Annotated in this window: 12 protein-coding genes; 6 read left to right on the forward strand and 6 right to left on the reverse strand. The window is 71.1% G+C overall.

Annotated elements, in window-relative coordinates:
- Positions 1-41 precede the first annotated feature (41 nt).
- Positions 42-308, reverse strand: a complete 267-nt coding sequence (locus ACFY1L_RS12070) for a protealysin inhibitor emfourin (protein WP_388822005.1) — start codon at positions 306-308, stop codon at positions 42-44.
- Positions 309-329: 21 nt separating this feature from the next.
- Positions 330-1,397 carry a M4 family metallopeptidase gene (locus ACFY1L_RS12075; protein WP_388822008.1) on the reverse strand — a complete coding sequence of 356 codons (1,068 nt, stop codon included), beginning with the start codon at positions 1,395-1,397 and terminating at the stop codon, positions 330-332.
- 320 nt (positions 1,398-1,717) lie between these two features.
- On the opposite strand from ACFY1L_RS12075, the gene leuA reads away from it, so the two are divergent.
- The 6 genes from leuA (at position 1,718) to ACFY1L_RS12105 (ending at position 9,658) form a co-directional block, all read left to right on the forward strand.
- Positions 1,718-3,439, forward strand: coding sequence for a 2-isopropylmalate synthase (gene leuA, locus ACFY1L_RS12080; protein WP_388822011.1), 1,722 nt, complete (start codon positions 1,718-1,720; stop codon positions 3,437-3,439).
- Between the two features lie 185 nt (positions 3,440-3,624).
- Complete coding sequence (locus ACFY1L_RS12085; protein WP_388822014.1) at positions 3,625-4,320, forward strand: TerB family tellurite resistance protein; 696 nt, start codon at positions 3,625-3,627, stop codon at positions 4,318-4,320.
- 146 nt (positions 4,321-4,466) lie between these two features.
- Positions 4,467-6,548: an MMPL family transporter gene (locus ACFY1L_RS12090; RefSeq protein WP_388822017.1), complete on the forward strand. Its 2,082-nt coding sequence runs from the start codon at positions 4,467-4,469 to the stop codon at positions 6,546-6,548.
- A 10-nt stretch (positions 6,549-6,558) separates the two neighbouring features.
- Entirely contained in the window at positions 6,559-7,812 is a 1,254-nt protein-coding gene (locus ACFY1L_RS12095) for a sensor histidine kinase (protein ID WP_388822020.1), read from the forward strand.
- Positions 7,809-8,477, forward strand: a complete 669-nt coding sequence (locus ACFY1L_RS12100; protein WP_388822023.1) for a response regulator — start codon at positions 7,809-7,811, stop codon at positions 8,475-8,477. The genes ACFY1L_RS12095 and ACFY1L_RS12100 overlap by 4 nt, the downstream gene beginning before the upstream one ends.
- Positions 8,474-9,658, forward strand: coding sequence for an exo-alpha-sialidase (locus tag ACFY1L_RS12105; protein ID WP_388822026.1), 1,185 nt, complete (start codon positions 8,474-8,476; stop codon positions 9,656-9,658). The genes ACFY1L_RS12100 and ACFY1L_RS12105 overlap by 4 nt, the downstream gene beginning before the upstream one ends.
- Here the strand turns inward: ACFY1L_RS12105 and ACFY1L_RS12110 are convergent.
- Genes ACFY1L_RS12110 through ACFY1L_RS12125 form a run of 4 tightly spaced genes read right to left on the reverse strand, consistent with a single transcriptional unit; the run spans position 9,655 to position 14,547 of the window.
- Positions 9,655-10,590: a dihydrodipicolinate synthase family protein gene (locus ACFY1L_RS12110; RefSeq protein ID WP_388822029.1), complete on the reverse strand. Its 936-nt coding sequence runs from the start codon at positions 10,588-10,590 to the stop codon at positions 9,655-9,657. The genes ACFY1L_RS12105 and ACFY1L_RS12110 overlap by 4 nt on opposite strands.
- On the reverse strand, positions 10,587-11,606 hold the full coding sequence (locus ACFY1L_RS12115) for an oligopeptide/dipeptide ABC transporter ATP-binding protein (RefSeq protein ID WP_388822032.1): 1,020 nt from the start codon (positions 11,604-11,606) through the stop codon (positions 10,587-10,589). Before ACFY1L_RS12115 ends, ACFY1L_RS12110 begins: the two co-directional genes overlap by 4 nt.
- Positions 11,603-13,588, reverse strand: a complete 1,986-nt coding sequence (locus ACFY1L_RS12120) for a dipeptide/oligopeptide/nickel ABC transporter permease/ATP-binding protein (protein ID WP_388822035.1) — start codon at positions 13,586-13,588, stop codon at positions 11,603-11,605. The genes ACFY1L_RS12115 and ACFY1L_RS12120 overlap by 4 nt, the downstream gene beginning before the upstream one ends.
- Positions 13,585-14,547, reverse strand: coding sequence for an ABC transporter permease (locus ACFY1L_RS12125; RefSeq protein WP_361267698.1), 963 nt, complete (start codon positions 14,545-14,547; stop codon positions 13,585-13,587). The genes ACFY1L_RS12120 and ACFY1L_RS12125 overlap by 4 nt, the downstream gene beginning before the upstream one ends.
- Between the last annotated feature and the right edge of the window lie 14 nt (positions 14,548-14,561).

Raw genomic sequence — 14,561 nt, forward strand, 5'->3', positions numbered from 1 at the left:
TCAACGGGCAGGCGTGAAGAACCGGTTACGCCCCCTGCCGGTCAGGCCCCTTCCTTCAGCACCCTCGAGATCAACTTCCGCTGTTCCTCCGTGAGTCGGGGATCGGCCGCGTACACCGTCTTCCCGTCCACCGTGATCTCGTAGCTGAAGCCGTCCGGCACACCGAGCGGGGGCGTGCCCCGGCCGGACGCGAGGGCGCGTTCGGCCAGGGCGTGCCACTCCAGGGCATCGGGCCGCCCCGAGGTGTTCACCTCCGCGTGCCGCTCGATGCCGGCGAACCCACCCGTACGCCTCACCTGAATACGCATGGGTCCCTGTCTAGTACGGAGTTACAGGATCCGCACCCCGACCTGCTCCCACGCCTTCTGTACGGCCTGGAGCTCCTCGCCCTCGTTGAAGCGGGCCTTCGCCGCCGCCACCGTGAGCTTCGCGAAGTCGTTGAAGAGGGCCTGCGAGGACAGCTCGCCGCCGGTCAGGACGTCGTACCAGATCTGTCCCGCCTTCTCCCAGGCGTGGCCGCCGAGGGCCTCGGCGACGAGGTAGAAGGCGTGGTTGGGGATGCCGGAGTTGATGTGGACGCCGCCGTTGTCGCGGCCGGTGCGGACGTAGCCGTCCATGGTCGCGGGCTGCGGGTCCTTGCCGAGCACGTCGTCGTCGTACGCGCTGCCCGGCTCCTTCATGGAGCGCAGCGCCTTGCCGGTCACGCTCGGGGCGAGCAGGCCCGCGCCGATCAGCCAGTCGGCCTCGGCGGCGGTCTGGCCGAGCGTGTACTGCTTGATGAGCGAGCCGAAGACGTCGGACATCGACTCGTTCAGGGCGCCCGGCTGGCCGTAGTACGTGAGGTTCGCGGTGTGCTGGGTGACGCCGTGGGTCAGCTCGTGGCCGATGACGTCGATCGGGATGGTGAAGTCGAGGAAGATCTCGCCGTCACCGTCGCCGAACACCATCTGCTCGCCGTTCCAGAAGGCGTTGTTGTAGTTCTCGTCGAAGTGGACGGTGGCGTCCAGGGGCAGCCCGTCGCCGTCGATCGAGTGGCGCTGGTAGGCCTTGAGGTAGAGCTCGAAGGTGGCGCCGAGCCCGGAGTATGCGCGGTTGACCGTGGCGTCCTTGCCCGGGTCGGCACCCTCGGCGCGCACCTTCCTGCCGGGCAGGTCGGTCCCGTGTCCGGCGTCGTAGATGGTGCGCAGCGGCTGGTCCGACGGTGCCTTCGCCGACGGCGCGGCCGCGAGGCCGAACTCGGTCGTGACGCGGCGCCTGCCGCGCAGCTCGCTGTCGCGCATCAGGGTGCGCTGGGCGGGACCGGAGAGTGCGGGGTCGTCGTTCCGTGCCAGCTTGTCCAGGACGTGTGGCGGTACGACGGTGCAGAAGACGGGCTCGAAGCCCCCGTTGGTCGTCATGCCCGGCACCCTTGCACTGAGTCATGACCGTGTCACTACCCGCAACCATGATTGGTGAAATATACGGACAGGGAACCGCACGCTCCGTGACGAAGTGGTATGGCGCACTTTTTGTCCCGTTCATCCCTCGGGTCCCGCATACTGATACGGCGCCCCGCACGGGGAGTGGCTCGGCTAGCATGCTTCGCATCATGCGTTTCGGGCTGCTTCTTCTTAGCTGCCGCGGCGAGGGCCTGTAGTCCAGGTCGACTCCCTCCCCGCGGAGCTTGGCGTTGCGTCGTCGGCCGTCCTTCCGGACACCCTGAGGAGCCCGAGTCATCATGGCGAACCGCCAGCAGCCCAGCAGCATGCCGATCCACAAGTACGGCCGGTACGAGCAGGTCGACATTCCCGACCGCACCTGGCCCGAGCGGCGGATCACCACCGCACCCCGCTGGCTCTCCACCGACCTGCGTGACGGCAACCAGGCCCTGATCGACCCGATGTCGCCCGAGCGCAAGCGCCGGATGTTCGACCAGCTGGTCAAGATGGGCTACAAGGAGATCGAGGTCGGCTTCCCGGCCTCCGGCCAGACCGACTTCGACTTCGTACGCTCCATCGTCGAGGAGCCTGGCGCGATCCCCGACGACGTCACCATCTCCGTACTGACCCAGGCCCGCGAGGACCTGATCGAGCGGACCGTGGAGTCCATCAAGGGCGCCAAGCGCGCGACCGTCCACCTGTACAACGCCACGGCTCCCGTCTTCCGCCGCGTGGTCTTCCGCGGCTCCAAGGACGACATCAAGCAGATCGCCGTCGACGGCACGCGGCTGGTCATGGAGTACGCCGAGAAGCTGCTGGGCCCCGAGACGGAGTTCGGCTACCAGTACAGCCCCGAGATCTTCACCGACACCGAGCTGGACTTCGCGCTGGAGGTCTGCGAGGCGGTCATGGACGTCTGGCAGCCCGGCCCGGGCCGCGAGATCATCCTCAACCTGCCTGCCACGGTTGAGCGTTCGACCCCCTCCACGCACGCCGACCGCTTCGAGTGGATGGGCCGCAACCTGTCCCGCCGCGAGCACGTCTGCCTGTCGATCCACCCGCACAACGACCGCGGCACCGCCGTCGCCGCCGCCGAGCTGGCCCTGATGGCCGGCGCCGACCGCGTCGAGGGCTGCCTGTTCGGCCAGGGCGAGCGCACCGGCAACGTCGACCTGGTGACCCTGGGCATGAACCTCTTCTCCCAGGGCGTCGACCCGCAGATCGACTTCTCCGACATCGACGAGATCCGTCGCGTGTGGGAGTACTGCAACCAGATGGAGGTCCACCCGCGCCACCCGTACGTGGGCGACCTGGTCTACACGTCCTTCTCCGGCTCCCACCAGGACGCCATCAAGAAGGGCTTCGACGCCATGGAGGCCGACGCGAAGGCGAAGGGCGTCACGGTCGACGACATCGAGTGGGCGGTCCCGTACCTGCCGATCGACCCGAAGGACGTCGGCCGCTCCTACGAGGCCGTCATCCGCGTCAACTCGCAGTCCGGCAAGGGCGGTATCGCCTACGTCCTGAAGAACGACCACAAGCTGGACCTGCCCCGCCGGATGCAGATCGAGTTCTCGAAGATCATCCAGGCGAAGACGGACGCCGAGGGCGGCGAGGTCACCGGCGGCGACATCTGGGCGGTCTTCCAGGACGAGTACCTGCCGAACCCGGAGAACCCCTGGGGCCGTATCCAGGTCCGCAACGGCCAGTCGACCACCGACACCGACGGCGTGGACACACTGCGGGTCGAGGCGACGGTCGACGGCGAGGACACCGTCCTGACCGGCACGGGCAACGGCCCGATCTCGGCCTTCTTCGACGCCCTGCAGAAGGTCGGAGTGGACGCCCGGCTGCTGGACTACCAGGAGCACACGATGAGCGAGGGCGCCTCCGCGCAGGCCGCCTCGTACATCGAATGCGCGATCGACGACAAGGTTCTGTGGGGAATCGGCATCGACGCGAACACGACGCGTGCGTCCCTGAAGGCGGTTGTCTCAGCGGTCAACCGAGCCGCCCGCTGACCCTTCTGACCGGGCATTTCGGGGCCCTGGCCGCCGTATACGGCGGCCAGGGCCCCGTCGTTTATCGGCCACTTGTTCGTGGAGGTCACGGAAAGGTCTCGTCCAGGGTGCTGACTACGCCTCATTGATGTGGCTAACATCACGGACACCGCTGCGATGTTGCCGCGGTGTTAAGGAGGTGCGACGTGCTGCCAGTACGGGGACGAAACGGCCGAGCGGCCAGGCCTGCGCGCTTCCTGGGCACCCGCACCGCGTGGACGCCCGTCGGGGACGGCGAGTTCTTCTGCCCGGGCTGCGGAGGCGACCGCAACTACCAGCGACTGACGGGCCGTCGCCGCTTCACCCTCCTCGGCGTCCCGGTCCTGCCGCGCGGCGAGACCGGCCCGGTCGTCGAATGCGCGGCCTGCCGCCGCCACTTCGGCACCGACGCCCTCGACCACCCCACCACCACCCGCTTCTCCGCGATGCTCCGCGACGCCGTCCACACGGTCGCCCTCGCGGTGCTGGCCGCGGGCGGCACCTGTTCCCGTACGGCCCTGGAGTCCGCCGCGGGCACGGTCCGCGCGGCCGGCTTCGACGACTGCACGGAGGAACAGCTGGCCGCGCTCGTCGAGGCCCTGGCCGCGGACACCGGGCGGGCGTACGGCCAGTCCTGCGGCGCCGGACTCGCCATAGAGCTGCACGAGGCCCTCGACCCACTCGCCCCGCACCTCGCCCCGGTGGGCCGCGAGTCGATCCTGCTCCAGGGCGCCCGCATCGCCCTGGCCGACGGCCCGTACACCCCCGCCGAACGCGACGTCCTGTCCACGGTGGGCGCCGCCCTGACCATCTGCGCGGACGACGTGAGCAGGCTGCTGGCGGCGGCGCGTACGCCGTCCTGATCCCGGCGTTACTCCCACGGGAGTAACGCCGCCGCCGGACCACCCGCGGCAGTACCCCGCACCTCGCCCTCACGCCCGACGAAGCCGCCCTTTCGTGCCGGGAGTCTGGAATCGACCCAGACACCCGACCGGAGGGAGGCCCGACCATGGGGGCCGCAACGACACGAACGCGAGGACGGCGTGCCGTGCCCTGGGTGGTGCTCGGCCTGTGGCTGGCCGCGCTCGTGCTCGCCGGACCGTTCGCCGGGAAGTTCTCCGACGTACAGCAGAACCGGTCCGTCGACTACCTTCCCGACAGCGCGGACTCGACCCAAGTGGCCCGCATCCAGGACCGGATGCCCGGTGGCGAGGCGACCGACCTGGTGCTCGTCTACCACCGTGACGGCGGGCTCAGCACCGCCGACAAGCAGAAGGCCGAGGAGCAGGTCGCCGACATCGGGACGACGTACAAGCTGACGTCCGACCCCAAGGCGGTCCCGTCCCGCGACGGCAGCACCCTCATGTACCCCGTCTCCAGCACCCAGCCCGGCCAGGACGACAAGGCGCGTGACGCCTTCGTCGACGGCGTGCGCGACATCGCGAACGGCGGCTCGGGGCTGAGCGTCGAGGTCGGCGGGCCGGGTGCTCTCAACACCGACATGAGCAAGGTGTTCGGCACCATCGACGGCACCCTGCTCTACGCCACCCTCGGCGTCGTCACCGCGCTGCTCGTCCTCATCTACCGCAGCCCCTTCCTGTGGCTGGTGCCGCTCGCCGTCGCCGGGGTCGCGGCCGGGATGGCGATGGCCGCCGGGTACGGCCTGCATGAGCTGTTCGGCGTCACCATCACCGGCCAGAGCGGCGGCGTGATGACCGTCCTCGTGCTGGGCGCGGGCACCGACTACGCGCTCCTGCTCATCTCCCGCTACCGCGAGGAACTACGGCGCCACGAGCGCCCGTACGAGGCCATGCGGGCCGCCCTGCGCGGCTGCGGCCCGGCGGTCCTCGCCTCCTCCGGCACCGTCGCCGCCGGGCTGCTGTGCCTGCTCGCCGCCGACCTCAACAGCAGCCGCGGCATGGGTCCGGTCGGCATGGTGGGCGTACTGGCGGCGCTGGTCGCGATGACGACGCTGCTGCCGGCCCTGCTCGTCCTGCTCGGCCGCCGGGTCTTCTGGCCGCTGATCCCGGCCTTCGGCAGCGAACCCAGGGCACGACGGTCGCTGTTCTCGGCGATGGGCAGTTCGGCCGCCCGCCGTCCGGTCACCGTGCTCGTCGGCGGAGCCGTGCTCCTCGGCGCGCTCGCCCTCGGTGCCTTCAACCTCCCCGGCACCCTCAAGCAGGAGGACTCCTTCACCGAGAGGCCCGAGTCGATCTCCGCCGGCCAGACCCTCGCCCGCGCCTTCCCCGGGCAGAGCAGCCAGCCCATCACGGTCATCGCCCCCGCCGACAAGGCCGGCGCCGTTCTCGCCGAGGCCCGTACGACGGACGGGGTCGCCCGCGCGGCGACCGGCCGCACCGGCTCCGGCTGGACCGAGATCTCCGTGTACGCCACCGCCGCCCCCGAGACACCGGGCGAGACGAGGTCCATCGAGGCCCTGCGCGCCGGGCTCGACGACACCTACGGCACCTATGTAGGCGGACCCAGCGCCCAGCAGATCGACCTGGCGGACAGTCAGGCCCGGGACCGCGAGGTGGTCGTGCCGCTCGTCCTGGCCGCCGTGTTCGTGATCCTCGTAGGACTGCTGCGGAGTCTGGTCGCGCCGCTGATGCTGCTGGTCGCCGTGGTCGCGGTGTGGGGCGCGGCACTGGGCATCGGCGGGCTGGTGTTCGGGCCGGTGCTGGGCTTCGAGGGCACGGACTCCGGGCTCGGGCTGCTGTCCTTCGTCTTCCTCGTGGCCCTCGGTGTCGACTACGGCATCTTCCTCATGCACCGCATGCGCGAGGAGTCCGTCGCGGGCGCCGAGCCGGAGGCCGCGGCGCTCACCGCGCTGCGGACGACGGGTGGGGTCATCGCCTCCGCGGGAGTCGTGCTCGCCGCCACCTTCGCCGTGCTGACCACGCTGCCGCTGGTGGGGCTGGTCGAGCTCGGGTTCGTGATCGCGGTCGGGGTGCTGCTGGACACCTTCCTCGTGCGGACGTATCTGGTGACGACGGCGAGTGTGCTGCTGAAGCGCCGGGTGTGGTGGCCGGGCCGGCTGTCGCGGGCGCCGCAGCCCGAGCGGCGCGAACGGCAGCCGGAGCCCGTGTGAAGCGCGGAAGATGAACCCTGTGCAGGAGACGACGACAGTGACGCGACCGCGCCGGGGCGAGCGGATCATGGCGGTGGTCAACCGCGACCCCCGCACCGCCCCGCACGGCACCCGCAACGACGCGATCCTGGCCGCCGTCCTCGCGGTGGCGGCCGTGTGCCTGGCGCTGTTCACCGACCAGAGCCGCCGCCCGGACGCCCTCGGCTGGACACTGCTGCTCGCCGCCCACGTACCGATCGTGTGGCGGCGGCGCCGTCCGCTGCTCGTGGTGGCGACGACGGTGGTGCTGGTCGCGCCCTACCACGCCCTGGACAACAACCATCTCGCCCCCCTCCCGGTCTCGTACGTCGCGCTCTACACGCTCGCCGTCACCGGCCGCCCCCTGCGCACGATCCTCACGGGCGTCGCCGTCCTCGGCATCTCCACGAGCGTGATGCTCACCGTCAGCACCCACCAGGCCATCGAGCTGCTGCGGGTCTCCGGCTGGGTGATCGCCGTGCTCTTCTTCGGCGTCGACGTCCGCTACTACCGTCAGTACGTGGCCTCGATCGTCGAGCGCGCCGTGCGCGCCGAACGCACCCGGGAGGAGGAGGCGCGGCGCAGGGTCGCCGAGGAACGTCTGCGCATCGCCCGCGACCTGCACGACCTGCTCGCGCACACCATCACCCTCATCGGCGTCCAGACCTCGGTCGCCGCGCACGTCCTGGCCGCCGACCCCGAGCGCCTGGACCGGGAGACGGTCGCGAAGGCGCTGGACGACATCGCCGACACCTGCCGCACCGCGCGCGGCGAACTGCGCACCACCCTGGAGGTGCTGCGCGCCTCCGAACTCGGCGACGGCCGCGGCCCGCTCCCCGGCCTCGACGGACTGCCCGACCTGGTGGAGGCCGCCCGCCTCGCGGGAGCCCGCGTCGAGCAGACCGTACGGGTGGGGCAGGCGCCGCCCGCCGTCGGCGCCGCCGCGTACCGCATCGTGCAGGAGGCGCTGACCAACGCGGTACGGCACGCCGGCCCCGAACCGGCCGTACGGGTCGAGCTGTACGAGGAGCAGGGCGCCCTGCGGCTGTCCGTCACCGACGACGGCACCGGCCCGACCCCCGGCACCGCGCCCGGCTTCGGGCTCGTCGGCATGCGGGAGAGGGCCCGCAGCGTGGGTGGCACACTCGACGCCGGGCCGCGGGCGGGAGGCGGCTTCGAGGTGACGGCCGTACTGCCGCTGACGACCGTTCAGGAGAAGACGGTGACTCTGGAAGGGACCGGATGACCATCCGCGTACTGCTCGCCGACGACCAGACCCTGGTGCGGGCCGCGTTCGCCATGCTCGTCGAGTCGGCGCGGGACATGGAGGTCGTCGGGCAGGCGGGCACCGGCCGGGAGGCGGTGGAGCTGACCCGTGGGGAGCGGCCCGACCTGGTGGTGATGGACATCCGTATGCCGGATCTGGACGGCATCGAGGCGACCCGGCTGATCGCCGCGGACGAGGACCTGGCGGGTGTGCGGGTGCTGGTCCTCACCACGTACGACACCGACGAGAACATCGTGGAGGCGCTGCGGGCGGGGGCCTCCGGCTTCCTCGTCAAGGACACCCGTCCGGCCGAACTCCTGGATGCCATCCGTACGGTGGCGGCGGGCGAGGCCCTGCTCTCGCCGGGGCCCACGGCAAGGCTGATCGAGCGGTTCCTGCGCAGCCCGTCGACGCCTGCCACGGGCGGTCCCGAGTGCCTGTCCGACCGGGAGCGGGGGGTGCTGGCACTGGTGGCGCGGGGTCTCAACAACGCCGAAATCGCGGACGTGTTGGACCTCAGCCCACTGACGGCGAAGACCCACGTCAGCCGGATCATGGGGAAGCTGGGGGCGCGGGACCGGGCGCAGCTGGTCATGGTGGCCTACGAGTCGGGACTGGTGACTCCGGGAACCATGGGCTCGTGACCCTCCTGAGCCGCACACTCCTCGTCACCATCGCGCTCCTCGCCCCCCTCACCGCGACCGCGCACGCCTCCGCCGCCACCGGCTGCACCTCCTCCGTGCCGTACGTATCGGGGGAGGGCGGCTACGACACCTACCGCATTCCGGCGACGGTCACGACCGGCCGGGGCACGGTGCTCGCCTTCGCCGAGGGCCGCCACAACGGGGCCGGCGACACCGGCCACATCGACGTCGTCCTCAGACGCTCCGGCGACGGCGGCTGCACCTGGGGGCCGATGCGGGTCGTCGCCGCCGGGGACGGGAACACCCGCGGCAACCCCGCCCCCGTCGTCGACCCGCGCACCGGCGCGGTCGTCCTCGTCACCTCCTACAACAGCGGTGCCGTCACCGAGGCGCAGATCATGCGGGGCGAGGTCACGCCGGAGCAGAGCCGGCGGGTGTTCGTACAGCGCAGCTGGGACGACGGGCGGCACTTCACACCGCCGCGGGACATCACCGCGGAGGTGAAGCCGGCGAACTGGCGGTGGTACGCGACGGGACCGGGCCACGCGGTCGCGCTGACCCGTGGCCGGCACGCCGGCCGGCTGGTCGTCCCCGCCAACTACTCCGCGGCCCCGCCCGCCGGCTCCTCCGACACCGGCCAGGAGGCCAAGTACTACGGCGCCCACGCCATCTACAGCGACGACGGCGGCCGCACCTGGCACCTCGGCTTCGTGGACGACTCGCACGACGGCCACGACAACGCCAACGAATCCACCGCCGCCCAACTCCCCGACGGCCGCCTCTACTTCAGCTCACGCGACCAGAACGGCACCAGCGTCGGCAACCGTCTCGACACCTACTCCAGCGACGGCGGCCAAACCCTCGACCGCCCCTACGCCGTGCAGCCCACGCTCGACGACGTCCCGGTGGTCGAGGGCAGCGTCCTCCAACTCGGCGGTACGGACGCCCCGTTGCTCTTCTCCGGCCCGTCCGTGCCGACCGCCCGCCGGGCGATGGCGATCTGGAGCAGCACGGACGGCGGGGCGACCTTCACCAAGGCAATGACGCTCTCGCCGCAGCCGGCCGCCTACTCCGACCTGGTGCAGCTCGGCCGGCACACGGCCGGGATCCTGTACGAGACGGGGGTGGCGGGCACGTACGAGACGATCGAGTTCCGCCGGTTGCCGGCGGAGGAGTTCTAGAGCAGCCCGGCGGCGGCGAGGAACTTGCCGACCTTCTCCACCTCTTCCGGCGACAGCGGCACCTGGGGTTCCGCCGTCGCCGGACAGCCGATGACGCCCCGCAGGTGCAGCGCCGCCTTGAAGGCCCCGAGAGCCGAGGAGCTGCCGCCCATGCGTGCCGGGTCCCCGACGCCCACCATGCCGAACAGGGCGCACAGCCGCTCCTGTTCGGCCCGGGCCCGCTCCCAGTCGCCGGCCCGGCAGAGGCGGTCGAGGCGGACGTAGCCGTGCGGGTCGACGTTGGCGAGGCCCGGCACCGCTCCGTCGGCGCCGAGCGCGAGGGCGGAGTCGACGACCAGTTCCGAGCCGGTCAGCACGCTGAAGTCGGTGATGTCGGGGCGGGTGCGGGCGCCGGTGACGACCTCGCGGAAGGCGGCCAGGTCACCGCTGGAGTCCTTGAGCCCGGCGAGGACGCCCTCGGCGGCGAGCGTGAGGACGACGTCCGCGGGGAGCTTCGTGTGGACGGCGACCGGGATGTCGTACGCGATCACCGGCACCGGCGAGGCGGCCGCGATCAGCCGGAAGTGGCGGGCGATCTCGGCGGGATGGGTGCGCGCGTAGAACGGCGCCGTCACCACCACCGCGTCCGCGCCCGCCGCCGTCACCGACGCCACATGGTCCAGCACCCTCGGCGTCGCCATGTCGATCGCCCCGGCCAGAACGGGGAGTTGGCCTGCCACATGGGCGGCCACCGACTCCACCACCAGCCTCCGCTGCCCGTCGCGCAGATACGCCGCCTCCGACGACGAACCCAGCACGAACAGCCCGTCCACCCCGCCCGCCACCAGATGGTCGACCAGCCTGAGCAGGGAGGGGACGTCCACCTCGCGGTCCGGTGTCAGGGGCGTGCAGACGGGCGGGACGACACCGGTCAGCGGGGCGGCGAAGGTCATGAGGGCTCCGTGGGATGGCTCTGGCGTACGAGGTCCTGGGTCGACTGGTCCTCCTCCACAGGATGGTGGCAGCGGAAGCGGTGTCCGGCGGGTGACACGGCCGAAAAGTCCGGCATCTCCGACGCGCACGCCTCGTCCGCCTTCCAGCACCGCGTACGGAACGGGCAGCCGCTCGGCGGGCGGGTCGCCGACGGGACCGGGCCGGTCAGGGGGATGGGGGCGATGGGGTGCAGGAGGCCGGGGGTGGCCGAGAACAGCGCGCGGGTGTACGGGTGCCGGGCGCGGTCCGTGACGTCCGCGGCCGGGGACTCCTCGACGATCCGGCCCAGGTACATGGTGATCACGCGGTCGCTCATCCGCCGTACCGTCTGGATGTCGTGCGAGACGAAGACCAGCGCCAGGCCCAGGCGTTCCTTGAGGTCCAGGAGGAGGTTGAGGATCTGGGCGCGGACCGAGACGTCCAGCGCGCTCGTCGGCTCGTCCGCCACCACCAGGTCGGGGTCGAGCGCCAACGCCCTTGCGATGGCGACCCGTTGGCGCTGGCCGCCCGACAGCTGGCCCGGCAGTGCGTCGGTCAGCGCGCGCGGGAGGCCCACCAGCGACATCAACTCCCGTACCCGGTCTTCCCGTTGAGGCCTCGTGCCCCGCTCGTGCACGTCCAGCGGATCGCGCAGGATATGCCGTACCGGCAGGCGGCGGTTCAGGGCCGTCGACGGGTCCTGGAAGATCATGCCGGTGGTGCCGCCGACGGCGGACCGGCGCTCGGCGGGCGGCATCGACCACAGGTCGCGGCCCTGGAAGGACACCGTGCCTGACGTCGGCCGTTCCACGCCCACCAGCACCTTCGCCAGCGTCGACTTGCCACACCCGGACTCGCCGACGACGCCGACCGTCTCGCCGGGCGCGACGGTGAGGTCGGCGCCGGTCAGGGCGTACACCCTGTCCCGCCTGAACAGGCCGCCGCTGCGCGCCTTGTGGACGACATGGGCGCCGGACAGCTCGACGATCGCGTTCACTTCACGGCCTCCGACTCCGACGTCACGAGGTCGACCGCCGGGTGGTGGCAGGCCGCCGTGTGCGTCGGTGTGCCCAGCAGGTCGGGTGGGGTCGTACGGCAGACGTCGGTCGCGAGGGGACAGCGGTCGGCGAAGCGGCAGCCCGCCGGGAAGTCCGCGGGGGAGGGCACCACACCCCTGATCTGCGTCATCCGCTCGGCCGCCGACTCCAGCGACAGCACGCTGCCCAGCAGGCCGCGCGTGTAGTGGTGGGCCGGCGACTCCACCAGGTCGGCTGTCGCACCCGTCTCCACGATCTGCCCGCCGTACATCACCACCACCCGGTCGGTGACGTCCGCGATCAGCGCCAGGTCGTGCGAGACGAGGATCAGCGCGAAGCCCAACTCCTCGCGCAGGCGCAGCAGAAGCTCTATCACCTGAGCCTGCACCGTGACGTCGAGTGCCGTCGTCGGCTCGTCGGCGACGATCAGCATCGGGTCGCGGGACAGCGCCATGGCGATCAGGACGCGCTGGCGCTGGCCGCCGGAGAGCTCGTGCGGATAGCTGCGCAGGGTGCGGTCGGGGTCGAGGCCGACCATCGTCAGCAACTCGGCGGGCGTGCGGCGGCCTCCGCGCCGTACGACCTGCTTCAGCTGGGCGCGGATCGTCATCGCCGGGTTGAGGGACGACAGCGCGTCCTGATAGATCATCGCCATCTCGTGGCCGAGAAGCTTGCGGCGCACCCGCATGGGCTCCGCCAGCAACTCCCGCTGATGGAAGCGGACTTGGCCGCGGATCCGGGCACCCTTTGGTGCCAGTCCCATGATCGCCAGCGCGGTGAGCGACTTTCCGCAGCCCGACTCGCCGACCAGCCCCAGGACTTCACCGGCCCGCACCTCGAAGCTGATCCCGTCGACGATGTCCACGCCGCCGTGCCGGCCCTCGAAGCCGATGGCAAGGTTCTCGACTGCCAGTACCGGTTGTTGTCCCTGGGGGAGGGGGCGGGCCCGGGCACGCAACCGCGCGGCCGTCGCCGTCAGGCCAGGCAACTGCAGCACCTCCCCTCCCCCCGGCTCAGGCGCCTGAAGCCGGTCGTCCTCGTCCCGCGCCGCCACCTCCCGCGCCACGGGTGCCGCCCATGCGTCCGACACGCCCTCCGACAGGATGTTCAGCGACAGTACGGTCACCAGCATCAGCAGCCCGGGAAAGACGGTGGCCCACCAGCCCCCGGTCAGCACCATGTTCTTGCCGTCCGCGATGACACTGCCCCACGACGGGTCGGGCGGCCGTACACCCGCCCCGATGAAGGACAGCGACGCCTCGAAGACGATCGCCTCGGCGACCTGCACCGTGCAGAAGACGAGGACGGGAGCCGCGCAGTTGATCGCCACGTGACGCAGCACGATATGAGGCGTCCGCGCGCCGATCACCCGTTCCGCCGTCACATAGTCCTCGCCGTACTGGTCAAGTACGTTGGCCCGTACGACCCTTGCCACCGGCGGGGTGAACAGGAACGCGATCGCGCAGATCAGGACCGTGATCCCGCCGCCGAACACGGCCACCAGGACGGCCGCGAGCGCGATGCCGGGGAACGCCATCACCACGTCCAGACAGCGCATCAGCGTCTCGTCGACGCCCTTGCGGGAGGTGGCCGCGACCGCACCGATCAGTGCTCCCACGACCAGCGCGAGCCCCGTCGCGCCGAGGCCGATCGCCAGCGACCAGCGGGCGCCGTACATCAGCCTGCTGAGGATGTCCCGGCCGAGGCTGTCCTGGCCCATCCAGTGCTCGGCGGACGGGTGCCCGGTGCCATCGACGGGGACCTGCTGGTCGAGCGGGTCGTGCGGTGCGAGAAGCGGTGCGAGCAGGGCCGTCAGGACCACGACGGCCAGGAAGCACACGGCGATCTTCGACAGCAGCGGCAGCCGGCGCCAGCCGCGGAGGCGGACGCCGGGGCGGGACAGCGCCTCGGTGAGGCTCTTGCGGGTGAACTGCGTGATCATGCGGTCGCATCCCTCAGTCGCGGGTTGACCAGCAGGTAGAGGACGTCGATGACGAGGTTGACGACGACGAAACCGGTCGCGGTCGTCAGGACCACGCCCTGGACGACGGCCGGGTCCCCGTTCTTCACGGCGTCGATCATCAGCTTGCCCATGCCCGGGAGGGAGAAGATCGTCTCGATGACGACCGCGCCGCCGAGCAGATAGCCGACGCGCAGGCCAAGGACGGTAAGCGGATTGATCAGTGCGTTCCTGAGCACGTTGCGGCCCACCACCACCCGCGGCGGCAGCCCGCTGCCGATCGCCGTGCGGACGTAGTCCTTGTCCAGCTCCTCGACCACGGATGTCCTCACGATGCGGGTGAGTTGGGCCGCCACCGGAAGGGACAACGCCAGCGCCGGGAGGGTCATGGTCTTGAGCCAGCCCGTGAAGGAGTCGGCCGGATTGATGTAACCGCCCGTCGGGAACCAGCCCAGGTCGACCGCCAGGTACTGGATCATCAGCAGCGCCAGCCAGAAGCCGGGGGCCGCGACACCGGTGAGCGAGACGACGCGGATGATCTGGTCGGGCAGCCGGTCCCGGTAGATCGCCGCCGTCACCCCGCCGACCAGGGACAGCACGACCGCGATCGCCAGGCCCAGAAAGGTGAGTTGGAGGGTGAGCGGCAGCGCGGTGGTGACCTGGTCGATCACCGGGGCGCGGGTCAGCGCGCTGGTGCCCATGTCGCCGTGGAGCAGGTCGCCGACGAAGTGGGCGTAGCGCACGGGCAGCGGGTCCAGCAGGCCGTTCTGCTCGCGGAAGTCGTGCAGTTGCTGCGGGGTGGGGTTCGCGCCCTGGAAGAACGCGGACGCCGGGTCGACGTCCGAGAAGCGCATCACCAGGAACACGAACAGCACGATGCCGAGCATCAGCGGCACGAGCAGGGCGATCCGGCGGAGCAGGATCCGGACGACGGCGATCACGGAACGAACCTCCT

It is taken from the genome of Streptomyces sp. NPDC001663, assembly GCF_042893105.1.
Taxonomy (GTDB): Bacteria; Actinomycetota; Actinomycetes; order Streptomycetales; family Streptomycetaceae; genus Streptomyces.

Excerpts from the sequence above, each read along its gene's own strand:
- ACFY1L_RS12070 (WP_388822005.1), bottom strand. The coding sequence starts at position 308 with ATGCGTATTCAGGTGAGGCGTACGGGTGGGTTCGCCGGCATCGAGCGG.
- leuA (WP_388822011.1), top strand. The coding sequence starts at position 1,718 with ATGGCGAACCGCCAGCAGCCCAGCAGCATGCCGATCCACAAGTACGGC.
- ACFY1L_RS12120 (WP_388822035.1), bottom strand. The coding sequence starts at position 13,588 with ATGATCACGCAGTTCACCCGCAAGAGCCTCACCGAGGCGCTGTCCCGC.
- ACFY1L_RS12090 (WP_388822017.1), top strand. The coding sequence starts at position 4,467 with ATGGGGGCCGCAACGACACGAACGCGAGGACGGCGTGCCGTGCCCTGG.
- ACFY1L_RS12100 (WP_388822023.1), top strand. The coding sequence starts at position 7,809 with ATGACCATCCGCGTACTGCTCGCCGACGACCAGACCCTGGTGCGGGCC.
- ACFY1L_RS12075 (WP_388822008.1), bottom strand. The coding sequence starts at position 1,397 with ATGACGACCAACGGGGGCTTCGAGCCCGTCTTCTGCACCGTCGTACCG.
- ACFY1L_RS12110 (WP_388822029.1), bottom strand. The coding sequence starts at position 10,590 with ATGACCTTCGCCGCCCCGCTGACCGGTGTCGTCCCGCCCGTCTGCACG.
- ACFY1L_RS12095 (WP_388822020.1), top strand. The coding sequence starts at position 6,559 with ATGAACCCTGTGCAGGAGACGACGACAGTGACGCGACCGCGCCGGGGC.